Raw genomic sequence first — 20,754 nt, 5'->3', positions numbered from 1 at the left:
TGGCACCCACGGGAATGCCGGCCAGCGGCCGGCACTACCAGATTCCAGACCCCGGCGGCGCCGGGCCATGCCCGGCACCCGTATTTCAGGCGTACAGCGTCGGGTCGGCTACGCCGGCCTCGGTGAAGCCCTGCGCGCGCAGGCGGCAGGCATCGCAGTGGCCGCAAGCGGCGCCGTTGGCGTCGGCGTTGTAGCAGGACACGGTCAGGCCGAAGTCCACGCCCAGGCGCACGCCTTCGCTGACGATCTGGCCCTTGCTGAGGAACTGCAGCGGTGCGTGCACCTTGATGCCCGCGCCTTCCACGCCCGACTTGGTGGCCAGGTTGGCCAGCGCCTGGAACGCGGCCACGAACTCGGGACGGCAGTCCGGGTAGCCGGAGTAGTCCACGGCGTTGACGCCGCAGAAGATGTCGTTGGCGCCGAGCACTTCGGCCCAGCCCAACGCCAGCGACAGCATGATGGTGTTGCGCGCCGGCACGTAGGTGACCGGAATGCCGGCACCGCCGGCCTCGGGCACGTCGATGTCGTCGGTCAACGCCGAGCCGCCGATGCTGCGCAGGTCCACGTCCACGGTCTTGTGCGCGATAACGCCCAGGGCCTTGGCCACGCGGGCGGCGGCATCCAGTTCGGAAGTATGGCGCTGGCCGTAGCGCACGCTCAGGGCATGCACGGCGAAGCCCTGTTCCTGGGCCATGGCGATGACGGCGGCTGAATCCATGCCGCCGGAGAGAAGCACGACTGCCTTCTTCATGGGTAAAACATCCGGTTGGGAGGGGAAAGCCAGCACGCTGTCCCGCGCCGGAGCTACATCAGGGAACGCTGCCTGGGCTCATCGGCCCGGCTCGTCGTTCCACAGGATTTTATGCAACTGCATCTGGAAGCGCACCGGCAGCCGGTCCTCGACGATCCAGTCGGCCAGCTGGCGCGCGGTGATCTCACCCTTGCTCGGCGAGAAGAACACGGTGCAACGCTTCACCAGATCGTGCTCGGCCAACAGGGACTTGGCCCAGTCGTAATCCTCGCGGCTGCAGATGACGAACTTGATCTGGTCGCGGGCGGTCAGCAACGGCAGGTTGTCCCAGCGGTTGCGCGCCACTTCGGCCGAACCCGGGGTCTTGATGTCGACCACGCGCGATACCCGGGGGTCCACAGCGCTGACGTCCAGCGCACCGGAGGTTTCCAGCGAGACATCCATGCCGGCGTCGCACAGCTTCTGCAGCAGTACCAGGCAGCGCTTCTGTGCCAGCGGCTCGCCACCGGTCACGCAGACGTGGCGCACGCCCTGGGCCAGTACCTCGGCCACGATGTCGTCGATGTCCCACCAGGTACCGCCATGGAAGGCATAGGCGGTGTCGCAGTACTGGCAACGCAGCGGGCAGCCGGTCAGGCGCACGAACACGGTCGGCCAGCCGGCGGTATCGGCTTCGCCCTGCAGCGAGGTGAAGATCTCGGTGATCTTCAGGCGTGGCAGGGGCGACTGCACGATCTCACTGGGCGTGGCGGCGGCGCTGGACGAGGTAACGGCGGTCATGGCGGGGACTTCTTGGTGGGACACGTGGCGGGTGGGCTACCGTGGCCGGTAACGAAAGCAGCCGAGCATGGCTCGGCTCTACAACTGCAGCCGGTCGGGTCTGGCCCAGTCGGTAATGCAGGCCGCCGGGCATGGCCCGGCGCTACCGGATCCGGGCGGGTTTGCCGGTCCGGAAACGAAAGCAGCCGAGCGTGGGCTCGGCTCTACAGGACACGTATTGTACGCCCGGTCAGCGGATCAGCGAATCTGCTTGCCGAGGCGGATCGACTGCAGGCGGTCCTGCGCGGTGCGCGCGGCGTCCGAGCCAGGGTACTGCGCCACGACGGTCTCCAGCGTCTGCTGGGCCTGGTCGACCTTGCCCTCGCCATACTGCGAGAGGCCGACCTTGAGCAGGCCGCCAGCGGCCTTGTCGTGGGTCGGATAGCGCGAGAGCAGTTCACGGAACTGGGTCTCCGCCATCGGGAAATTGCGTGTGGCGTAGTAGCTCTCGCCCAGCCAGTACAGCGCGTTCGGCGCGTAGACGCCGTTCGGGTACAGCTGCAGGAAGCTCAGGAACAGCTGCGCCGAATCATCGTACTTGCCGGCCTTCAGCGAATCGAAGGCGACGTTGTAGGAGGTGCGCTCGTCGCCGGTGGCGGCAAGGCTGCCGGCATCACCATGGACGGAAGGCGGCCGCTCGGAAGTGGCCGCCGCTGCGGGTTTTGCCGGGGCCGGGGCGGCCTTCGGCGCGCTCGCCGGAACGGGCGGCAGGGCCGGGGCGGCATTGCCCCCTTCCAACCGGTTCAGGCGGCTGTCCAGATCCAGGTACTGGTCCTGGGCGGACTGCTTGAGCTGGGCGTTGTCGTGCTGCAACTGCTCGATCGAGGCCTGCAGGCTGGTGACCTGCTGCCGCAGCTGATTGATCTGGTTCAACAGGTCCTGGTTGGCACTGTTGTTGTACATCTGCTGCTCGATCGCGCCAACGCGGCCGGCCCGGCTCTGTCGCTGTGCTGGCGCGGGTGCGCCACCCAGGAGGGCTGCCGCAACGACCAGCATCAGTTTGATGCCAATACGCATGGATTACTGCGCGGTGTAGACGATTTCGACGCGACGGTTCTGCGACCAGCAGGACTCGTTCGACTCGGTGCAGACCGGACGCTCTTCACCGTAGGACACGACGGTCAGCTGCGAAGCCGAGCCACCGTTGGCCTGCAGGGCCGAGTTGACGCCGTTGCCACGACGCTCGCCCAGGGCCTGGTTGTACGCGCGCGAACCGCGCTCGTCGGTGTGGCCCTGCAGGGTGATGCGCGAGGACGGACGGTCACGCAGGTACTTGGCGTGGCACGCCATGATGGCCTGGAATTCCGGCTTCACGTCTTCCTTGTCCAGGTCGAAGTAGACAACGCGCTGGCGCAGGCAAGCGTCGGTGTCCAGGTCGCCCGGGCCGTACAGGCCGGAGGTCGACGGACCGGTCGGGGTGGTGGTCGAGGTGCCGGTGTCAACCGGGGCTGCCGGCTCTTCCTTCACCTTCTTCGAGCAACCGGCCAGGACGGCCACAGACAGCAGGGAAACAAGCAGAACGCGGGTGGACTTGTTCATGGCGATACCTTTGTGGCTCCTAGGCCGATGAGGGGTTCAAGACAGCGAAAATATTAACACTCTTTTAGCGCTGGGTACGGTATGGGGACCATGCCGGTTCGCGCACATCTCCGTCAGCCAGAACCAACCGCTGGCGCACGCGCGCATCGGCAGAAACGGCGTACAGCACACCACGGCCACCCTCGCGGGCGGCGTACAACACCATGCTTGCGTTGGGCGCAAAGCTCGGAGATTCATCCAGCGAACCCGGGGACAGCGTGCTCCAGCGGGGCGAACCCAGCGAGCTGTCCATCATCGCGATCTTGTAGCTGTTGCCCGAGCCCTGGGCGACGGCGATCTTCTTGCCATCGTAGGACACCGAGGGCTTGGCATTGTAGTTGCCCTGGAAGGTCACGCGCTCGGCGCTGCCGCCGCCCGCACCGACCTTGTAGACCTGCGGACGGCCGCCGCGGTCGGAGGTGAAGTACACCGCGCTGCCGTCCGGTGCCCAGGTCGGCTCGGTATCGATGGCGAAGTGGTTGGTCAGCTGGGTCAGCTGCTTGCTGCCCAGATCCATCACGTAGATTTCCGGGTTACCCGAACGCGACAGGGTCAGGGCCAGCTTGCGGCCGTCCGGCGAGAACGCCGGGGCGCTGTTGATGCCGCGGAAGCTGGTGACCAGCTCACGCGCACCGGTGCCGATGTTCTGGATGTAGATGGCCGAATTGCCACGCTCGAAGCTGACGTAGGCCAGCTTGCTGCCATCCGGGCTCCACGACGGCGACAGCAGCGGCTCGGCCGAACGCACGATGGTCTGCGGGTTGTAGCCATCGGAGTCGGCCACCATCAGCGCGTAGCGCATGGCGTCGCCCTTGCCGCTGGCGGTCACGTAGGCGATGCGGGTCCAGAAGGCGCCGCGCACACCGGTGATCTTCTCGTAGATGGCGTCGGCCATCTGGTGGGCGACGTCACGCATGGCGTTGCCACGGGCGGTCATCGCCAGGCCCAGCAGGCGCTCGCCCTTCGGTACGTCGAACAGTTCGTACTCGACACGGTAGGCGCCGGCACCGGCGTCGAGCACGCGGCCGACCACGATGTAGTTCTGCTTCAGCGCGCGCCAGGTGGCGAACTGGATGTCGCCGCCCCGCACGGGCTTTTCGACGATCTGTGCTTCCGGCAGCGTGCGGAACTGGCCCGAACGCTCGAGGTCGGCGCGGACCACGCCGGCGACGTCGGTCTGCGGTGCAGCCGCCGAACCCTGGTAGGGCATCGGCACGATGGTGATCGGCAGCGCGGAGGCATTGCCGCCGATGATGTCGATATCCAGCCCCTTCTGCTGCGCGACGGCAGCAAAGGGCAGCAACAGGGCCGCAAACACGGCAAGCCAGCGAGGCATCTTTTTCATGGAGCGCTCAATAGGGGGAAACCGGAACGAGGGATAACAAAGCGGGAGTGAACCGCTTCGCAATCATGAACCAAGGGTACGTGAATTCCGGGTCAGTTCCAGCCCGTCCTCTCACGCACCGTTAACGTCGTGGCTAACATCGCACCGCCTGCCCCGGCCACACCGCCCCGCAGGGTGGTATTCCACAGCAGCCCCCAGCCTGCCCGGCTGAAACCGGGCCCGCCAGAGGCAAGCGCGACATCCTTGGGCGCAGGTGACCCGAGAGCCACCTTGCCCTGCCCGCCTCAGCGATCCTGGGCAGTAAAGGTGAAGTTGAGCGTGCGTGCGAACACCGACTCGAAGCCGCGGTACGGCAGCGGCTGCGCGTTGAGCACGGCGGCCTCGATCGAACGCTTGCCGGCCTCGTCGTACGGGCAGTTCGGGCTGACCTTGGCCTGCATCACCGTGCCCCCCGGAATCTGGGTGATGGTGATCTGGCAACGCTGGCCGAGCGGCACCGTATCCGGGCGCACCCACTGCGACAGCACCTTGGCCTGGATCGCGGCCGCGTACTTGGCCGAAAGATCATCGCTGTTGCCACCGCCACCGGCGGCCGGCTGGGAGGCACCGCTGGAACCGGCAGCGGCACTGCCGGCAGCATTACGAGCGGCTGCCACCTGGCGCAGCTTCTGCTCGGCCAGCTTGGCTTCCTTCTCGGCCTGCTCGCGGCGGGCACGGATCTCGGCGATCTTCTTCTGCTTCTCGGCCTCGGCCTTGTCAGCCGCCACGCGCTCCTGCTCGGCCTGCTTCTTCTTTTCGTCCGCTTCCTGCTGCTTGGCCAGGCGCAGCTTCTGCTCCGCTTCTTCCTGGCGCTTGCGTTCGGTCAGGTCGATCTGTTCCTGGCGGCGCTTGGCTTCCTGTTCCTGCTTGGCCTTCTCCTGCGAGATGGCCAGCGCGCTCACCGCTTCCTGGTCCTTGGTGTCTGGCTGCGCGACACGCTCCTGCGCCTGTTGCTGCTGCGGCGTGGGGGCGTCCTGCGGGCGCGGTTCGGGAATCGGCTGCGGCGGCGGGATGGTGTCTTCAGGCACCGGGATCGGCTCGGCCACCGGCGGCGGCAGGTCCTCCAGCTTCTCCGACTGGCGCAGGGCCTGGCGCGCGGCGGAGGCCTCGGACGCGGACAGCGCCAGGCTGGCCTCGACCGAGGGGTCGCCGGCGGCGGCATCGGTGTTGCGCTCGGGCGACCAGAACCAGGCCACGATGAACACCAGCGCGACCAGCAGGTGCACCAGCAACGCCAGCGCCAGGGGCAGGCCCCAGCCGGGTTCGCGCTGATGCGGGGGTGGCAGGGCGTCAGCGTGCATCGGTGGCCAGGCCTACCTTGTCTACCTTGGCGCGCTTGATCACATCCATTGCACCAATGACCTTTTCATAGGCCACGGCGCGGTCGGCGGCGACGATCACGCGCACGCCCTTGTCCTGGGCGGCGATGCCGGCCAGACGGCCTTCCAGTTCCTCGGCCGACACGGCGGTCGGGTCCTTGGCGTCGGGCAGCTTCAGGCTGAGCTGGCCGTCCTGGCGCACCGAGACGATCACCGGATCCTGCTTGCTCTCCAGCGCCTTGGCGTTGGACTGCGGCAGGTCGACGTCGAAGCTCAGGGTGAGCAGCGGCGCGGTGACCATGAAGATGATCAGCAGCACCAGCATGACGTCGATGTAGGGAACGACGTTGATTTCCGATTTCAGCTTGCGGCGCTTGCGGCGACCGATGGCAGCGGACATGGCTTGGACTCCCGGGTCAGGCGCTTACTCGTCGCCAGCGCTCTGGCGCTGCAGGATGGAGCTGAACTCTTCGGCGAAGGTCTCGAACCGCACCGACATGCGCTCCACGCGCGTGGTGAAGCGGTTGTAGGCCCACACCGCCGGGATCGCCACGAACAGGCCGATGGCGGTGGCGAACAGTGCCTCGGAGATGCCCGGCGCGACGGCGGCGATGCCGGCCTGCGCACCGCTGCTGATCATGTCGTGCATGGTCACCATGATGCCGAACACGGTACCGACCAGGCCCACGTAAGGCGCGGTCGAGCCGATGTTGGCCAGCAGTTCCAGGTTGCGCTCAAGCTGGTCCACTTCGCGGGTGTAGGTGGTGCGCATGGCACGCTGTGCGCCTTCCAGCTGGGCACGACCGTCCAGGCGGCGCTTGTCGCGCAGGCGGGTGTACTCGCGGAAGCCGGCTTCGAAGATGGCTTCCAGGCCGCCGACATTGCGGCTGCGGTCGGTGGCCGAGCTGTACAGCTTGCCCAGGTCCGCACCGGACCAGAAGCGGTTCTCGAACTCGTCGGCTTCGCGGGTGGCCTGCTTGAACACGCGGGCCTTGCGGAAAATGATCACCCAGCTGACGAACGAGCCGACCAGCAGCAGCAGCACGATGATCTTCACCGGCAGGCTGGCCTTGGCCATCAGTTCGAGGTAGTTGATGCCGCCGCCAGTGGTGGCCTGGGCAAGGGTCTGTGTCGCGGCGTTGCTGACATCGGCCGGCAGTGCCTCGGTGACCGTGGCCTGCAGGGCCAGGAGCGTTGCGATCATCCGTTGTTCCTCAGTGTTCGGATTCGGGGTGGAGGTGGGGTTGCAGCACGGCAAGGACGGCCTCGTCCATGCCACGCGGGCGGAAACTGGCCGCTTCCAGTGCGGCGATGCGGACCTGCGCCGACAGCAGCAGCTCGCCGTCGCGCAGGATCTGCTGGTCGAAGACCATGCTGGCCCTCTTCAGCTGGACCAGGCGGGCACTCACCTGCAGGGTGTCATCCAGCCGTGCCGGCTTGATGAAATCCATCTGCATCGAGCGCACCGCAAAGACCATCCCGTGCTCGGCGCGCATGCGCTCCTGGCCGTAGCCCAGCGCACGCATCCATTCGGTCCGGGCCCGTTCCATGAAGGCCACGTAGCGGGCGTGGTAGACCACGCCACCTGCGTCGGTATCTTCCCAGTAAATGCGTGTCGGCCAACTGAATCGGGGCTCAACCGACATCGGGGACCTCCGCGAACAGGTCCTGCGGCGGGTTCTTCGGCTTCAGGCCCATGTGCCGGTAGGCCTTGTGGGTGGCCATGCGGCCACGCGCGGTGCGCACCAGGAAGCCCTGCTGGATCAGGTATGGCTCGACCACGTCTTCCAGCGTGCCACGCTCTTCAGACAGCGCCGCGGCCAGCGATTCGATGCCGACCGGGCCGCCATCGAAGTAGTCGACCATGGTCTTGAGCAGGCGCCGGTCAAGCTCGTCGAAGCCTTCCGGGTCAACCTTGAGCATCTTCATCGCAGCCTGGGCCACGGCCTCGTCGATGTGGCCGCCGGCCTTCACCTGCGCATAGTCGCGCACGCGGCGCAGCAGGCGGTTGGCGATACGCGGGGTGCCACGCGCGCGGCGTGCGATCTCGCCGGCGCCATCGGCGGTGCAGTCGATGGCCAGGATGGCTGCCGAGCGGCGCACGATCCGGGTCAGCTCCTCGACGCTGTAGAACTCCAGGCGCTGGACGATGCCGAAGCGGTCGCGCAACGGCGCGGTCAGCAGGCCAGCACGGGTGGTGGCACCGATCAGGGTGAACGGCGGCAGGTCGATCTTGATCGAGCGGGCGGCGGGGCCCTCACCGATCATGATGTCGATCTGGAAATCTTCCATCGCCGGGTACAGCACTTCCTCCACCACCGGCGACAGGCGATGGATCTCGTCGATGAACAGCACATCGTGCGGCTGCAGGTTGGTCAGCAGCGCGGCGAGGTCGCCGGCCTTCTCGATCACCGGGCCGGAGGTGACCCGCAGGGCCACGCCCAGTTCGTTGGCGATGACATGGCTGAGGGTGGTCTTGCCCAGGCCGGGCGGCCCGAAGATCAGCACATGGTCGAGCGCGTCGCCGCGCCCCTTGGCCGCCTGGATGTAGATCTCCATCTGCTCGCGCACCGGCACCTGGCCGAGGTAGTCGGCAAGGCGCTTGGGGCGGATGCTGGCGTCGGCGGCGTCATCCTCGCGGGTGGCGCCGGCGCCGATGATGCGGTCGTCGGTCATGTGCTGATTATGCGGCAAAAGCGCGGGCTTCGGCCGGGCTGCGCCCGGCACCCGCAGAGGCAACGGCAACGGCAACATCCAGAGCAACAGCCGAAGCGGGCGTCCTGGGGAATGGCGGGGTGGGTCCGCTTGCGGGGGACGCTGCAAGTACCCCTCCGGGGCCCGGCCCAGCCGCTGGCGGCTGTGCGTTCGGGCGCTTGCGAAGCAGTGCTTCGCAAGCAAAGCGCCCTCACCCATGTAAGCTCGGTCGCCGCTTGCTCGTGTGCGCAATCCTGCGCACACGGCAAGACCGGGGTTGGGCGTCCTGCCCAACCCGCCCGAGGCATGCCTCGGGCCCATGCGGCTCACGCCCCCGCAAGCGGACCCACCCCGCCTTCGACAGTTTCCTGCGGTCTGTCGGAACGGCGTTCTGCTTTGGTGGGTGCCGACCGTTGGTCGGCACGGTAGATCCAGGCGTGGAGGAAACTGGAGAGCAGAGTGGACCAAGCTTCAAGCGCGCGGCATCTCCGCAAGTGGAGCCCCCTTGTTGTTCAAGGGGGCGCGCCGACAGGCGGGGGGATAAGGTGGAATGCGCGGAACGCCGGCGCCCAAGGCGCCTGCGTTTCAAGGGGGCGCGCCGACAGGCGGGGGGATAAGGTGGAATGCGCGCGGGGCCCACGGTTTGCGCAGCAAATCGTGGGACGTAGCGCAGGTGGAGATTAGATCTCCACCTGCGCGCCCAGTTCCACCAATCTGTTGCCCGGAATCCGGAAGAACCCGGTCGCCGGAGCGGCGTTCCTGTGCATCAGCGCGAACAGCTTGTCGCGCCAGATCGGCATGCCACGGTTGGCGGTGGCGACGATGGTTTCGCGGCTGGCGAAGAAGGTGGTGTCCATCGGGTCGAAGTAGATGCCGCCGTGGTCGCACGAGCGCATCAGCGCCAGCGGCACGTCCGGGGTCTCCATGAAACCGAAGCGCACGTAGACGCGGTAGAACTCGTCGCCCACCGATTCGATCTTCAGCCGCTGCCCTTCCATCGCATAGGGAATGGGCAGGGTTTCCACGTGCAGGAACACGTTGCGCTCGTGCAGCACCTTGTTGTGCTTGAGGTTGTGCATCAGCGCATGCGGAGCCACGGTCGGGTCGGCGGTGAGGAATACCGCGGTGCCCGGCACGCGTACCGGCGGCGCCAGCATCAGGCCTGGCAGGAAGGTGTCCAGGCGGATGCCGTCCTTGCGGATCTCATCGCGCAGCAGCTCGCGGCCACGGCGCCAGGTGCGCATCATGGTGAACAGGAAGATGCCCAGCACCACCGGGAACCATGCACCCTGCAGCAGCTTGGCGCCGTTGGCGATGACGAAGCCGAGGTCGATGATGAAGAACACCACGCACAGCGGCAGCAGCCAGGCGCGCGCCTTCGGCCACAGCGAGCGGGCGACCAAGGCCAGCAGCAGGGTATCGATCAGCATGGTGGCCGACACCGAGATGCCGTAGGCCACGGCCAGGTTGGACGAGCTGCGGAACGCCAGCACCAGGCCGATCACCATCACCGCGATGCCCCAGTTGATGCCCGGGATGTAGATCTGGCCGATGGTGTCGTGCGAGGTGTGCTTGATGCGCATGCGCGGGATGTAGCCCAGCTGCATGGCCTGGCGCGATACCGAGAACGCGCCGGTGATGACCGACTGCGAGGCGATCACCGCCGCCATCGTGGCCAGGATGATCATCGGGTACAGCGCCCACGACGGCACGGCCTCGAAGAACGGGTTCTTCAGCGCCTCGGGGTGGTTGAGCACCAGTGCGCCCTGCCCCAGATAGTTCAGCACCAGGCACGGCAGCACGAAGAAGTACCAGGCGTGGCGGATCGGCTTGGCGCCGAAATGGCCCATATCGGCGTACAGCGCTTCGCCGCCGGTCACCGCCAGTACCACCGCACCGAGGATGAAGATGCCGTGCCAGCTGTGCTCCATGAAGAAGCGGATCGCCCACCACGGGTTGAAGGCTTTCAGCACTTCCGGCGCGTCGACGATGTTGTAGATGCCGATCGCCGCCAGCGAAATGAACCAGACCGACGTGATCGGGCCGAACGCCTTGCCGATCTTCTCGGTGCCGAAGCGCTGCGCGGCGAACACCATCAACAGCACCACCACCGTGATCGGCACGATGAAGGCATGCAGGCCTGGCGCGGCAACTTCCAGGCCTTCCACCGCACCCAGCACCGATATCGCGGGGGTGATCACGCCATCGCCGAAGAACAGCGAGGCACCGAAGATGCCGAGGATGCCGACCACATAGGCCGAGCGCGACCCGTTGCGCAGCGTGCGCTGGGTCAGCGCCATCAGCGCCATGATGCCGCCCTCGCCGTCGTTGTCGGCGCGCATGATGATGGTCACGTACTTCAGGGTGACCACGATGTTCAACGCCCAGAACGCCAGCGACAGCACGCCCAGCACGGTGTCATGGTCGCTGTTGAGCCCGTAGTGCGGCGAGAACGCCTCCTTCAGGGTGTACAGCGGGCTGGTGCCGATATCGCCGAAGACCACGCCGATCGCACCGATGATCAGCGCCAGGCCTCCGGCTGGAGGAGCGTGACCGTGGCCGCCGGGGGCAGCTGCGTGCGGGGTTTGACTGCTGGACATGGGACTCCTGGCGGGGCTCAGGCGGTTCGTTGGAGGAAAGGAAAGCGGGTCAGCGCAGCGCCGACTGCAGCGCCTTGCGGATCACGGTGGCCACTTCATCACCTTCATTGAAGGCATCGCGGGCCATCCGCGCCGCTTCGGCCGGCTTGTAGCCCAGCTGCTGCAGGGCCACGGTGGCATCGGACAGCGGATCGGCCGGGGCCGGACCACTGCCGGTCGGCAGTGCGCCACCGGCACCGAACTGGGCAGCGCGGTCGCGCAGCTCCAGCACCATGCGCTCGGCGGTCTTCTTGCCGATGCCCGGAATGCGGGTCAGCGCGGTGATGTCACCGGCCTGGACCATGCGCGCGAATTCCTCGACGGTGACGCCGGACAGCACGGCCAGCGCGATCTTCGCGCCGATGCCACTGACCTTCTGCACGTCGCGGAACAGGCGCCGCTCACCTTCGCGCAGGAAGCCGTACAGCGAGACGCTGTCTTCCTTCTGCGAGTAATGGGTGTACAGGGTGACCTCGCGGCCGAGCTCGGGCAGGTCGTAGAAGGTGCTCATCGGCGCCTCCAGCTCGTAGCCCACTCCGTTCACGTCCACCACCAGCCACGGCGGCGCCTTGTAGGCGACGATGCCGCGCAGTCGACCGATCATTGCGTGCAGCTCCTCATTTGCGGCCCCACGCCTGGCGGGCACTGAGCCCCAGGCGGTTGGCCGTTGCCCTTACGTGGGCATGGGTGATCGCCACTGCCAACGCGTCGGCCGCGTCGGCCTGCAGCTTGGTTTTCAGGTTGAGCATGAGCCCGACCATGTGTTGAACCTGTTGCTTTTCGGCGCCACCGCGCCCGACCACCGCCAGCTTGATCTCGCTGGCGGCGTATTCGTGCACCGGCAGGTCACGCAGCACCACGGCGGAAATCGCCGCGCCACGGGCCTGGCCCAGCTTCAGCGCCGAATCGGGGTTGCGGGCCATGAACACGCGTTCGATGGCCACTTCCTGCGGCTGGTACTCGCGGCACAGGTCAGCCAGGCCCAGCACCAGCAGCTTCATGCGCTGCGGGAAATCGTCGGCGCCGAGCAGCACCAGCGGCTGGTGGTGCACGTGGCTGACGCGGCCGGTGGCGTCGACATCAATGATGCCGACCCCGGTCCGCTGCGAACCGGGGTCGATGCCGAGGATGCGGGTCATGCTGCACTCCTGGCGGGGCGGAACGGGAGGCGCTGGCAGGCGTATGGGCTCATGACTGTCCGCGGTGACCGTTCAACGGCCCGCGCCCAGGCCGTCAAAGACGGCTCAGGCGTAGGCGTCGGCGCCGAGTTCGGCGTTGGAGTACACGTCCTGCACGTCGTCCAGGTCTTCAAGCATGTCCAGCAGCTTCTTGACCTGCAGGGCAACCTCGCCCTCGACCTTGATGTCGTTGTCCGCGCGGAAGGTGATTTCGGCGTGGTCGGCGACATGGCCAGCGGCGGCCATCGCATCCTTGACCGCGTTGAACGCGTCAGGGCTGGTGACCACGTCGATCGAGCCGTCGTCCGGGTAGACCACGATGTCATCGGCGCCGGCCTCGATGGCCGCTTCGGTGATGGCTTCCTCGTCGGCACCCGGGGCGAAGCTGAGCACGCCCAGGCGCTTGAACATGAAGGCGACCGAGCCTTCGGTGCCCATGTTGCCGCCGCACTTGCTGAACGCATGGCGGACATCGGCCACCGTGCGCACGCGGTTGTCGGTCAGGCAGTCGACGATCACGGCCACGCCACCCGGGGCGTAGCCCTCGTAGCGGATTTCCTCGTAATCGACGCCTTCCAGTTCACCGGTAGCCTTCTTGATGGCGCGCTCGATCACGTCCTTGGACATGTTCACGGCCAGGCCCTTGTCCACGGCCACACGCAGGCGCGGATTGTTGTTGGGGTCGCCTCCACCGCCGCGCGCGGCAACGCCGATCTCGCGGATGATCTTGGTGAAAATCTTGCCGCGCTTCGCGTCGGACGCGTTCTTGCGGGCTTCGATGGAGGGGCCTCTACCCATGGGTGCTACCGTCTGGCTGCTTCAGGATCAAGGCGCGGATTCTACCTGATCGGGGGCGGCAACCGTGTCTAGGGCGGAGGGATGCCGCCAGGTCATGCCCGGCGGAGAGCGTGCGAACCAACGGTTCGCACCCACCGAGGCAGGCCCGTCGCACCCACTCAATCATGCAGCGGCGGCGTCGCGGCTGTGATCGAACTGGCCGTGGCGCAGGAAATGCGCGGTCTGCCGCGCGGCATCGGGCGATACCACCAGGCCACTGTGGCTGGTACGTACCACGCAATGGTCGGCCAGGCCCGGCAGGCGTGTCTCGGCCAGGGCCACGGTACCGTCGGAGGCGTCGTCGATGGCGCCCAGCAGGCTGCCCAGGCCGTGCGGCACCGAACCGGCGATCAGGCCAACCTCGGCCCTGCCCTGCCAGTCCGGCAGGCCATCGAGCAGCAGATCGCTGCTGCGCCCCAACGCCAGGCCCCAGCCGTGCTCGGACAGCGAACGCGCAGTGCCACTGCCGCGCAGCGGCGAGCCCAGGCAGACCACGCGCTGCACCGGCAGCTGCGGATTGCGCCGCAGCGCTTCCAGCGCCAGCAGCCCGCCCAGGCTGTGGCCGACCAAACTCAGTGGGCCGGCGTCGGCCAGCCGCTCCAGCAGCTGCGGTACGGCCACGTCCGGGCCACCGAACACCGAGGAATAACCAAACGCGTGCACCTGGAAGCCGCGCGCGCGCAGGCGCCAGGCCAGCGGCCCGACCCAGGCGCGGGCATTCCAGATGCCATGCAGCAGCAATACGGGGGGAGTCATGCAAACAGCCTGGCGGTCAGCGGGGCAGGAACGTACGGTGATTGAACACGCGCGCGCAGCAAGCGGCAGTGAACATCAGGCCGCGCGCGGTGCGCGGCGCAGGATGAACTCGAGGTCCTGGGTGTCACCGACCGGGAACAGGTACTCGCCGGCCTTCTCGAATCCATAGCGGGCGTAGAAACGCTGTGCGCCGAAGTTCTCAGACCACACGCCCAGCCACAGCGTGCGCGGGCCTTCGTGTTCCAGCCAGGCCAGCGCGGTTTCCAGCAGGCGGCTGCCCCAGCCGCAGCTCTGCTGCGTCTTGATCAGGTACAGCCGCTTGAGTTCGCCGTCACCGGGCTTCACGTCCGGGTGCGGCAGGCCACAGGGGCCGGCGGCGGCATGGCCGACCGCCTCCCCGTCCAGCTCCAGCAGCCACACCGCGTAATCCGGGTGGGCCAGGATCACGCGCTGGCGCTCGACCGTGTAGGCCTCCTCGAGGAAGGCCTGCAGGTCCTGCGGCGGATACAGATGGCCGAAGGTTTCGGTGAACGTGCGGGCAGCCAGCGCCGACAGGGTCGGCGCGTCGTCCACGGTGGCGCGGCGGATCGAATACATGCAGGAAGTTGACGTCAGGGCGAAGCGCGGGTCAAGCCTTTTCAGGCGATTCCGCTTCTTCTTCCTCATCCTCTTCCTCGTATTCCTCTTCGTCCTCGTCCTCTTCTTCGCCTTCCTCGTCCTCGTCGTACTCTTCCTCTTCGTCGTCCTCGTAATCCTCGACGCCGAAGTCTTCACCGTCCCAACGGCCCTCGCCGTCGGCGACGAAGGTCAGGGCCATCGCCGCCGGATTGGTACCGACGCGGACCAGCCAACCACCGAACACGCGCGCACGCTCGGTGACCAGGGTGGCCTCGGAGCCTTCATTGCCCAGCTTTTCCCACTCCAGCGAAAACGCAAACTCGGTCATTGCCTGGATCTCCTGATCAGTTGGTCTTGGGGCGAACCTGGATGTGCACTTCGGCCAGCTGCGCGTCGACGATCGGCGACGGCGCGTCGGTCATCAGATCCTGTGCACCGGTGGTCTTCGGGAACGGGATGACGTCGCGGATCGACTCGGTGCCGGCCATCAGCGCGGCGATGCGGTCGATGCCGAAGGCGATGCCACCGTGCGGCGGCGCGCCGTAGTTCAGCGCGTCGAGCAGGAAGCCGAACTTGGCGCGGGCTTCCTCGGCGCCGATGCCGAGCAGTTCGAACACCGCGCTCTGCATGTCCGGACGATGGATACGGATCGAACCGCCGCCGATTTCATTGCCATTGAGCACCATGTCGTAGCCGCGCGAAACGGCGGTACGGGCATTGGCGCGCAGGTCGGCGATGTCGTCCACGGCCGGTGCGGTGAAGGGGTGATGCAGGGCGACATAGCGCTGTTCTTCCTCGTCCCACTCGAACATCGGGAAGTCGGTGACCCACAGCGGTGCCCAGCCGTCGGCGACCAGGCCGAAGTCCTTGCCGGCCTTCAGGCGCAGCGCGCCCATGAAATCGGAGACCTTGTTGTAGCCACCGGCGCCGAAGAACACGATGTCACCGTTACCGGCGCCGACGTGGGCGACCAGCGCGGCGAAGGATTCCTCGCTGAAGAACTTCTGGATCGGCGAGCTGATCTCGCCGTTGTCGGCGATCTTGATGTAGGCCAGGCCCTTGGCGCCGTACTTGGCGGCATGCGCGGAGTATTCGTCGATCTGCTTGCGCGACAGCGACGCACCGCCCGGGATGCGCAGCGCGGCAACGCGGCCCTCAGCATCATTGGCCGGGCCGGTGAACACCGGGAACTCGCTGTCCTTGACCAGTTCGGCCACGTCCACCAGCTCCAGCGCGATGCGCAGGTCCGGCTTGTCCGAGCCGTAGCGGCGCATGGCCTCGGCCCAGGTCATGCGCGGGAAGCTGGCGTCCAGCTGCACGTCGACCACTTCCTTGAAGATGGCGCGGATCATGTCCTCGACGAAATCCTGCACGTCGCGCTCGCGGACGAAGGCGAATTCCATGTCCAGCTGGGTGAATTCCAGCTGGCGGTCGGCACGCAGGGCCTCGTCGCGGAAGCAGCGCGCGATCTGGTAGTAGCGGTCGAAGCCGGCCACCATCAGGATCTGCTTGAACAGCTGCGGGCTCTGCGGCAGGGCGTAGAACTCGCCCGGGTGCATGCGCGCCGGCACCAGGAAGTCGCGCGCGCCTTCCGGGGTGGCCTTGGTAAGGATCGGGGTCTCGATGTCCTGGAAGCCCTTTTCGTCCAGATGGCGGCGCAGGGCCTGCACCAGCTTGATGCGGGTGCGCTGCATGCGCTGCATTTCCGGGCGGCGCAGGTCCAGGTAGCGGTACTTCAGGCGGGTTTCCTCGCCCGGATTCTCGTGGGCGTGGAACGGCAGCGGCGCGGCCTTGTTCAGCACGGTGATGGCGGTGGCGATCACTTCCACCTTGCCGGTGCGCATCTTGTCGTTCACCGCGTGGCGGGCACGCACCACGCCTTCCACCTGCAGCACATCCTCGTAGCCCAGCGACGCGGCCACGGCGAACACGTCGGCGTTGTCGACTTCCACGGTCACCTGCACGATGCCTTCATGATCTCGAAGATCGATGAAGCAGACGCCGCCCTGGTTACGGGCCACGTCGGTCCAGCCGGCGAGGGTGACAGTCTGGCCAATCAGGGTCTCATCGACCAGGCCGCAGAAGTGGGTACGCATGGGGGGAAGCTCCGCTGGAGAACGCCGGCACCGGATGGGGGCCGGAAAGCCTCGTATTCTGCGGCCGAGGCCCCGGCCGGGGCAAATCCGGCCAGTCACACCGGCTTGATCGCCCCCCTCCCTATAGTCGGGCACCTGTCACCGTATGGGATGCCGCCATGAAACCGCTGTCCCTGGCCAGCCTGGCCGTAACCCTCAGCCTGGGTGCCGCGGGCACCCTTGCCCTGCCCGCCCCTTCCGCGCATGCGCAGAGCGGCGTGGTCCGCTGCGAAAGCCAGAACAACCGCGAACGGGTCTGCAACACCGGCTGGCGCAATGCGCAGCTGGTGCGCCAGCTGTCCGGCTCGGACTGCGATGAAGGACGCACCTGGGGCAGCCGTAACGGCAGCATCTGGGTCACCAACGGTTGCCGCGCGGAATTCGTCGAGGCCCGCGGTGGCTGGGGCGGCGGCAATGGCGGTGGCTGGGGCGGCAACAACGGCCGGCCCCGCGAGACCATCCGCTGCGAGAGCCAGAACAACCGCGAGCGCAGCTGCCCGGTCGGCTGGCGCAATGCCCGCCTGGTCCGCCAGCTGTCCGGCAGCCCCTGCAACGAAGGGCGTACCTGGGGCGTGCGCAACGGCGCGGTCTGGGTCAGTGGCGGCTGCCGTGCCGAATTCGCCGAAGCCCGCGGCTGGGGCGGTGGTGGCGGTGGCTGGGGGGGCGGCAACAGCAATTACTCAGTTACCTGCAGCAGCAACAACAACCGCTCGCAGACCTGCGACTGGGATGAGCGTCAGGGCCGCCCGGTGCTGCAGCAGCAGCTGTCCGGCAGTGCCTGCCAGGAAGGCCGCAGCTGGGGCTACTCACGTGGCCAGGTGTGGGTGAGCAATGGCTGCCGCGCGCGTTTCGGTACGCGGTAAGTACACGGTCGGATCCCTGGCCGACGGCCAGGGCTCTGGCCCCGGTCCGGTATCCCGCATCCACACATGGCGTGGAACTACTGAGGGTCCTTCTGGGGTCGGGGCCCTCCGCATGAGGGATCCGACCCTGGGATCACGGGGCGGACGCTTTGTCGTCGCCCCACGGTGCAGGCGGCAGGGCAACCGGCTTGCTCAGGTCGAACTGCACGCGGAAGCGGCGGCCCTCCGGGCGGGTCAGCTCGTAGACGAAGGTCTGGTCGGGATCAATCTCCATCGCCCAGGTGTTGTGCGTGGAGGCCAGCATGTCGGCGCGGCGGAACATCGCCACCGAATCGGCGTCGGCGGGGAACTGCTGGCGCTCGGCGGTGCCCGGCGGCGTGCTGTCGCCACCGTAGAGGGTGATCGCGTCGGGGCTGCCGTCTTCGTGGCGATGGTCGTGCTTCAGGCGCAGGCCGGTTTCCGTACGGGTCAGCACCCAGGTCCGCGAGTGGTCATCGCCGACATGGAACGGGATGCGCAGCTCGTGCGCCGGATCGGCACAGCCGCGCACATGCATGACCAGGCGCTGCCCGGCGAACGGATCCTTGCCGGTCGGTGCCGGCGTGTCCTCCACCACCTTGCCGGCGTAAGCCTGGCCGCAGTGCGCGGCGATGGCTGCCATGAAGGCATCGGCCGGTGCGGTCGCCAGATCATGGGCGACCGTATCGGAGCGCTGCGAACACGCAGCAAGGCTGAGCAGGAGGGCGGAAGCGGTGACAACGGCAGGCAGTTTCATGCCCCAACCCTAACGGCCATGGCCGAAGTGCGCAAACCGCACGCGCAGCATCCGCTCAGCGATCGACTGCAGATGCCGCTGGCAGCGTTTCGGTGGCCGCCACCGGCGCGGCCTCGCCTTCACCCGCAGGTTCCTGTTCAACCGGATCGACATCGAACGGCGTGCGGAACACCAGCGACGGCAGCAGCGTGGTCAGCGCCGCATACAGCAGCAGCGCACCGAACAGCACCGCCGGGATCTGGAAGCGCTCGCGCATGATCGCGGCCAGCACCAGGGTGAAGATCAGCGTCGGCGCCAGCGCCAGCGAGACCCTCAGGCTGCTGCGGAAGCTCTCGCCGAACATCACCCGGCGCTGCAGCCAGACCACGCCGATACGCAGCGGCAGCACCACCAGGGTGATCACGATGCCCAGCCCCAGCGCCTCGAAACTGAGTGCTTCGCTGGGCACCTTGGTGCCGGCATTGAAGAAATAGAACGGCACGAAGAACGAGGCGAACAGGCGCAGCGCGTGCAGGTTCTCGTGCGAAGCCAGCAGCGGCATGCGCTGATGCAGCAGGCGGGCGACCAGACCGGCGATGAACGCACCGACCAGGTAGTACACGCCCAGCAGATAGGTGATGTAGGCCGCGACCATGCCCACCATCACCAGCAGCGAGAACTCCGAGCCCGGCGCATGCGGCGCCACCCAGCGGCCCAGCGCGATGAACAGCAGCGGCAGGCCGATCATCATCGCCAGCAGCGCCAGGCTGGACAGCGCCATGTGGCCCGGGTCGCCGGCCTGCAGCACGATGAACAACGCCGCCAGCGCCAGCAGTTCGCCAGCGATGGCCTTGCTGGTCACCCAGAACCGCTCGTCCTCGCTCAGGCCCAGCCGCGACAGCGAGTCCATGATGAAGCCGGTGGAGGGCGTCAGCAGGGCCAGCGCCAGCAGGCCAGCGGCCTGCCACGGCAATCCCGCATATCGCCAGGCCAGCCAGCCCACGCCGAACAGCGTGCCGGTACGGATCACCAGATGCGCCAGCAGCGGCCACATGCCACGGCGCAGCGCCTGCAGATCCACTTCCAGGCCGGCGAACAGGAACAGCGAGGAAATGCCCAGCGTGGCCAACAGACCGATCACCGCGTCGTGCGCCTGGTCGCCCAGCCAGAGCATGCCGATGATGCCGAACAGCAGGCAGGTCAGCGGCGCGGGCAGGCTGAAACGCTGCAGCGCGCGCGGGATCACCAGCAGCGCGAAGATCAGCAGCAGGTAGATCAACTCATGGCTCATCGGGGGTCTTCCGTGGGGTTCGAACGCGCGCAGGATGCGCGTGCCCGACCGATCCGGCAAGCCATTTCCGAATGACCCCGGTTACCTCATCCGATCATCGCATCGGCCAGCGCCCCCACCCGTGCAAGCACCGCTGCGCGCTGGTCGTCATCGACCGACGCGCCCTGCAGATAGGCGGTGACCACCCACGCTGCGCCTCCCGCATGCGGCCACAGCACGGCGATGTCGTTGCGCGTGTCATCACCGTTGCTGCCGGTTTTGTCCCCCACCCGCCAGCGCTTTCCCAGCCCGGCGCGCAGGCAGGCATCGCCGGTCTGGTTGTCGATGAGCCAATCGGCGAACTGCTGGCGCGATGCCGGCTGCAGGCCATTGCCCACCGCGAAGCGGGCCAGGCTGGTGGCCATCGCGGCCGGGCTGGTGGTATCGCGCGGGTCTCCCTGCGCGAACAGATTCACGTCCGGCTCGTTGCGGTCATTGCGGGTAACGCTGTCGCCCTGCCCGCGCAGGAATGCCGTCAGCGCCGACGGCCCGCCCACCACCTCCAGCAGCAGGTTGGCCGCCGTATTGTCGCTGGTGGTCAGCGTGCCCCGGCACAGGTCGCGCACCGTCAGGTCCTTGCCCACATGGCGGCGCGCCACCGGGGCGTAGGACTGCAGATCCTTCCCGGCGATGGGCACACGGGTGTCGAGCGAAACGCGGCCTGCATCGGCAAGGCTCAGCACATGGGCAACCAGCATCGACTTGAACGTGCTGCACATCGGGAAGCGCTCGTCCTGCCGATGCCCGCCGATGCGACGGCCATTACCGGTGTTCAGCACGGTGACGCCCAGGCGGCCACCGCTGGCTTTTTCCAGCGCGGCGAAATCGGCGGCGCCAGCAATGGCGGCGTTCGCGGTGGGTGTGCCGGACGAAGGGGCAACCGCCCGCGCCAGCGCAGGGGCAAGCAGCGAGGAAGCAACGGCAGCACCACTGAACTGCAGGAATCGACGACGGGCGAGCATGCGGGGTTCTCCTGGGGACCGCCCGATTATTGAAGCCTCGCACGCCGGCGACCAGCGCGAAAAATCAGCGGAAGGCATTAGCTGGATTAATGCCTGTCGCAATCAACCCTTTAATTCTCCTGAACTGGCTACTGGGA

The 20,754-nt window shown here is 67.2% G+C and carries 22 protein-coding genes; 1 reads left to right on the top strand and 21 read right to left on the bottom strand.

The features are described 5' to 3' along the window. Window positions 1-85 precede the first annotated feature (85 nt). The 18 genes from queC to aspS all read right to left on the bottom strand — a co-directional run bounded on the left by queC (window position 86) and on the right by aspS (window position 16,669). Window positions 86-751: a 7-cyano-7-deazaguanine synthase QueC gene (queC, locus tag V3B25_RS16160; RefSeq protein WP_201117141.1), complete on the bottom strand. Its 666-nt coding sequence runs from the start codon at window positions 749-751 to the stop codon at window positions 86-88. 78 nt (window positions 752-829) lie between these two features. Beyond that, window positions 830-1,531 carry a 7-carboxy-7-deazaguanine synthase QueE gene (gene queE / locus V3B25_RS16155; protein ID WP_049463254.1) on the bottom strand — a complete coding sequence of 234 codons (702 nt, stop codon included), beginning with the start codon at window positions 1,529-1,531 and terminating at the stop codon, window positions 830-832. 237 nt (window positions 1,532-1,768) lie between these two features. Further along, window positions 1,769-2,587, bottom strand: a complete 819-nt coding sequence (ybgF, locus tag V3B25_RS16150; RefSeq protein ID WP_329810998.1) for a tol-pal system protein YbgF — start codon at window positions 2,585-2,587, stop codon at window positions 1,769-1,771. A 3-nt stretch (window positions 2,588-2,590) separates the two neighbouring features. Continuing rightward, window positions 2,591-3,109 (bottom strand): peptidoglycan-associated lipoprotein Pal, encoded by a 519-nt coding sequence (gene pal / locus V3B25_RS16145; protein WP_005410748.1) that lies wholly within the window; start codon window positions 3,107-3,109, stop codon window positions 2,591-2,593. A gap of 64 nt (window positions 3,110-3,173) precedes the next feature. Continuing rightward, complete coding sequence (tolB, locus tag V3B25_RS16140) at window positions 3,174-4,493, bottom strand: Tol-Pal system beta propeller repeat protein TolB (RefSeq protein WP_032128528.1); 1,320 nt, start codon at window positions 4,491-4,493, stop codon at window positions 3,174-3,176. Window positions 4,494-4,777: 284 nt separating this feature from the next. Then, complete coding sequence (gene tolA, locus V3B25_RS16135; protein WP_005410750.1) at window positions 4,778-5,833, bottom strand: cell envelope integrity protein TolA; 1,056 nt, start codon at window positions 5,831-5,833, stop codon at window positions 4,778-4,780. Continuing rightward, window positions 5,823-6,251, bottom strand: coding sequence for a protein TolR (tolR, locus tag V3B25_RS16130; RefSeq protein ID WP_049422910.1), 429 nt, complete (start codon window positions 6,249-6,251; stop codon window positions 5,823-5,825). The genes tolA and tolR overlap by 11 nt, the downstream gene beginning before the upstream one ends. A gap of 24 nt (window positions 6,252-6,275) precedes the next feature. After that, window positions 6,276-7,055, bottom strand: coding sequence for a protein TolQ (tolQ, locus tag V3B25_RS16125; protein WP_006438802.1), 780 nt, complete (start codon window positions 7,053-7,055; stop codon window positions 6,276-6,278). Window positions 7,056-7,065: 10 nt separating this feature from the next. Continuing rightward, window positions 7,066-7,497: a tol-pal system-associated acyl-CoA thioesterase gene (ybgC, locus tag V3B25_RS16120; protein WP_049422909.1), complete on the bottom strand. Its 432-nt coding sequence runs from the start codon at window positions 7,495-7,497 to the stop codon at window positions 7,066-7,068. Beyond that, window positions 7,487-8,527 (bottom strand): Holliday junction branch migration DNA helicase RuvB, encoded by a 1,041-nt coding sequence (gene ruvB / locus V3B25_RS16115; RefSeq protein WP_010481595.1) that lies wholly within the window; start codon window positions 8,525-8,527, stop codon window positions 7,487-7,489. Before ruvB ends, ybgC begins: the two co-directional genes overlap by 11 nt. Window positions 8,528-9,225: 698 nt before the next feature. Beyond that, window positions 9,226-11,145 (bottom strand): potassium transporter Kup, encoded by a 1,920-nt coding sequence (locus V3B25_RS16110; protein WP_021203145.1) that lies wholly within the window; start codon window positions 11,143-11,145, stop codon window positions 9,226-9,228. Window positions 11,146-11,194: 49 nt separating this feature from the next. Continuing rightward, entirely contained in the window at window positions 11,195-11,788 is a 594-nt protein-coding gene (gene ruvA / locus V3B25_RS16105; RefSeq protein ID WP_005410756.1) for a Holliday junction branch migration protein RuvA, read from the bottom strand. 13 nt (window positions 11,789-11,801) lie between these two features. Further along, window positions 11,802-12,323: a crossover junction endodeoxyribonuclease RuvC gene (gene ruvC / locus V3B25_RS16100; RefSeq protein ID WP_032128530.1), complete on the bottom strand. Its 522-nt coding sequence runs from the start codon at window positions 12,321-12,323 to the stop codon at window positions 11,802-11,804. 105 nt (window positions 12,324-12,428) lie between these two features. Continuing rightward, a complete protein-coding gene (locus tag V3B25_RS16095) occupies window positions 12,429-13,160 on the bottom strand; it encodes a YebC/PmpR family DNA-binding transcriptional regulator (protein WP_032128531.1) in 732 nt (243 codons plus the stop codon). Between the two features lie 162 nt (window positions 13,161-13,322). Then, window positions 13,323-13,955, bottom strand: a complete 633-nt coding sequence (locus V3B25_RS16090; RefSeq protein ID WP_049422908.1) for an alpha/beta fold hydrolase — start codon at window positions 13,953-13,955, stop codon at window positions 13,323-13,325. Between the two features lie 75 nt (window positions 13,956-14,030). Continuing rightward, the gene (locus V3B25_RS16085) at window positions 14,031-14,552 is read right to left on the bottom strand and encodes a GNAT family N-acetyltransferase (RefSeq protein WP_014038229.1); all 522 of its coding nucleotides are present in this window, start codon (window positions 14,550-14,552) and stop codon (window positions 14,031-14,033) included. 31 nt (window positions 14,553-14,583) lie between these two features. Then, complete coding sequence (locus tag V3B25_RS16080) at window positions 14,584-14,901, bottom strand: hypothetical protein (protein WP_032128534.1); 318 nt, start codon at window positions 14,899-14,901, stop codon at window positions 14,584-14,586. 16 nt (window positions 14,902-14,917) lie between these two features. Continuing rightward, window positions 14,918-16,669 carry an aspartate--tRNA ligase gene (gene aspS, locus V3B25_RS16075; protein ID WP_201117145.1) on the bottom strand — a complete coding sequence of 584 codons (1,752 nt, stop codon included), beginning with the start codon at window positions 16,667-16,669 and terminating at the stop codon, window positions 14,918-14,920. Window positions 16,670-16,827: 158 nt separating this feature from the next. Here aspS and V3B25_RS16070 point away from each other — a divergent pair, with 158 nt between their 5' ends. After that, a complete protein-coding gene (locus tag V3B25_RS16070; RefSeq protein ID WP_049422906.1) occupies window positions 16,828-17,571 on the top strand; it encodes a DUF3011 domain-containing protein in 744 nt (247 codons plus the stop codon). A 133-nt stretch (window positions 17,572-17,704) separates the two neighbouring features. Here V3B25_RS16070 and V3B25_RS16065 read toward each other — a convergent pair whose 3' ends face one another. From V3B25_RS16065 to blaL2, 3 genes are all read right to left on the bottom strand, one after another. Further along, complete coding sequence (locus tag V3B25_RS16065) at window positions 17,705-18,346, bottom strand: hypothetical protein (protein ID WP_049422905.1); 642 nt, start codon at window positions 18,344-18,346, stop codon at window positions 17,705-17,707. A 55-nt stretch (window positions 18,347-18,401) separates the two neighbouring features. Continuing rightward, window positions 18,402-19,616 carry a cation:proton antiporter gene (locus V3B25_RS16060; protein WP_049422904.1) on the bottom strand — a complete coding sequence of 405 codons (1,215 nt, stop codon included), beginning with the start codon at window positions 19,614-19,616 and terminating at the stop codon, window positions 18,402-18,404. A gap of 86 nt (window positions 19,617-19,702) precedes the next feature. Next, a complete protein-coding gene (gene blaL2 / locus V3B25_RS16055) occupies window positions 19,703-20,617 on the bottom strand; it encodes a L2 family extended-spectrum class A beta-lactamase (RefSeq protein ID WP_049422903.1) in 915 nt (304 codons plus the stop codon). Window positions 20,618-20,754 lie beyond the last annotated feature (137 nt).

Source organism: Stenotrophomonas sp. SMYL8 (genome assembly GCF_036320065.1).
GTDB lineage: Bacteria > Pseudomonadota > Gammaproteobacteria > Xanthomonadales > Xanthomonadaceae > Stenotrophomonas > Stenotrophomonas maltophilia_A.
Note: the sequence above shows the minus strand (reverse complement) of the source record. Positions and strands in the feature narration are given on the sequence as shown.

What these genes read in the sequence shown, in the direction of transcription:
- queC (WP_201117141.1), bottom strand. Translation starts at nt 751, where the DNA reads ATGAAGAAGGCAGTCGTGCTTCTCTCCGGCGGCATGGATTCAGCCGCC.
- queE (WP_049463254.1), bottom strand. Translation starts at nt 1,531, where the DNA reads ATGACCGCCGTTACCTCGTCCAGCGCCGCCGCCACGCCCAGTGAGATC.
- ybgF (WP_329810998.1), bottom strand. Translation starts at nt 2,587, where the DNA reads ATGCGTATTGGCATCAAACTGATGCTGGTCGTTGCGGCAGCCCTCCTG.
- pal (WP_005410748.1), bottom strand. Translation starts at nt 3,109, where the DNA reads ATGAACAAGTCCACCCGCGTTCTGCTTGTTTCCCTGCTGTCTGTGGCC.
- tolB (WP_032128528.1), bottom strand. Translation starts at nt 4,493, where the DNA reads ATGAAAAAGATGCCTCGCTGGCTTGCCGTGTTTGCGGCCCTGTTGCTG.
- tolA (WP_005410750.1), bottom strand. Translation starts at nt 5,833, where the DNA reads ATGCACGCTGACGCCCTGCCACCCCCGCATCAGCGCGAACCCGGCTGG.
- tolR (WP_049422910.1), bottom strand. Translation starts at nt 6,251, where the DNA reads ATGTCCGCTGCCATCGGTCGCCGCAAGCGCCGCAAGCTGAAATCGGAA.
- tolQ (WP_006438802.1), bottom strand. Translation starts at nt 7,055, where the DNA reads ATGATCGCAACGCTCCTGGCCCTGCAGGCCACGGTCACCGAGGCACTG.
- ybgC (WP_049422909.1), bottom strand. Translation starts at nt 7,497, where the DNA reads ATGTCGGTTGAGCCCCGATTCAGTTGGCCGACACGCATTTACTGGGAA.
- ruvB (WP_010481595.1), bottom strand. Translation starts at nt 8,527, where the DNA reads ATGACCGACGACCGCATCATCGGCGCCGGCGCCACCCGCGAGGATGAC.
- V3B25_RS16110 (WP_021203145.1), bottom strand. Translation starts at nt 11,145, where the DNA reads ATGTCCAGCAGTCAAACCCCGCACGCAGCTGCCCCCGGCGGCCACGGT.
- ruvA (WP_005410756.1), bottom strand. Translation starts at nt 11,788, where the DNA reads ATGATCGGTCGACTGCGCGGCATCGTCGCCTACAAGGCGCCGCCGTGG.
- ruvC (WP_032128530.1), bottom strand. Translation starts at nt 12,323, where the DNA reads ATGACCCGCATCCTCGGCATCGACCCCGGTTCGCAGCGGACCGGGGTC.
- V3B25_RS16095 (WP_032128531.1), bottom strand. Translation starts at nt 13,160, where the DNA reads ATGGGTAGAGGCCCCTCCATCGAAGCCCGCAAGAACGCGTCCGACGCG.
- V3B25_RS16090 (WP_049422908.1), bottom strand. Translation starts at nt 13,955, where the DNA reads ATGACTCCCCCCGTATTGCTGCTGCATGGCATCTGGAATGCCCGCGCC.
- V3B25_RS16085 (WP_014038229.1), bottom strand. Translation starts at nt 14,552, where the DNA reads ATGTATTCGATCCGCCGCGCCACCGTGGACGACGCGCCGACCCTGTCG.
- V3B25_RS16080 (WP_032128534.1), bottom strand. Translation starts at nt 14,901, where the DNA reads ATGACCGAGTTTGCGTTTTCGCTGGAGTGGGAAAAGCTGGGCAATGAA.
- aspS (WP_201117145.1), bottom strand. Translation starts at nt 16,669, where the DNA reads ATGCGTACCCACTTCTGCGGCCTGGTCGATGAGACCCTGATTGGCCAG.
- V3B25_RS16070 (WP_049422906.1), top strand. Translation starts at nt 16,828, where the DNA reads ATGAAACCGCTGTCCCTGGCCAGCCTGGCCGTAACCCTCAGCCTGGGT.
- V3B25_RS16065 (WP_049422905.1), bottom strand. Translation starts at nt 18,346, where the DNA reads ATGAAACTGCCTGCCGTTGTCACCGCTTCCGCCCTCCTGCTCAGCCTT.
- V3B25_RS16060 (WP_049422904.1), bottom strand. Translation starts at nt 19,616, where the DNA reads ATGAGCCATGAGTTGATCTACCTGCTGCTGATCTTCGCGCTGCTGGTG.
- blaL2 (WP_049422903.1), bottom strand. Translation starts at nt 20,617, where the DNA reads ATGCTCGCCCGTCGTCGATTCCTGCAGTTCAGTGGTGCTGCCGTTGCT.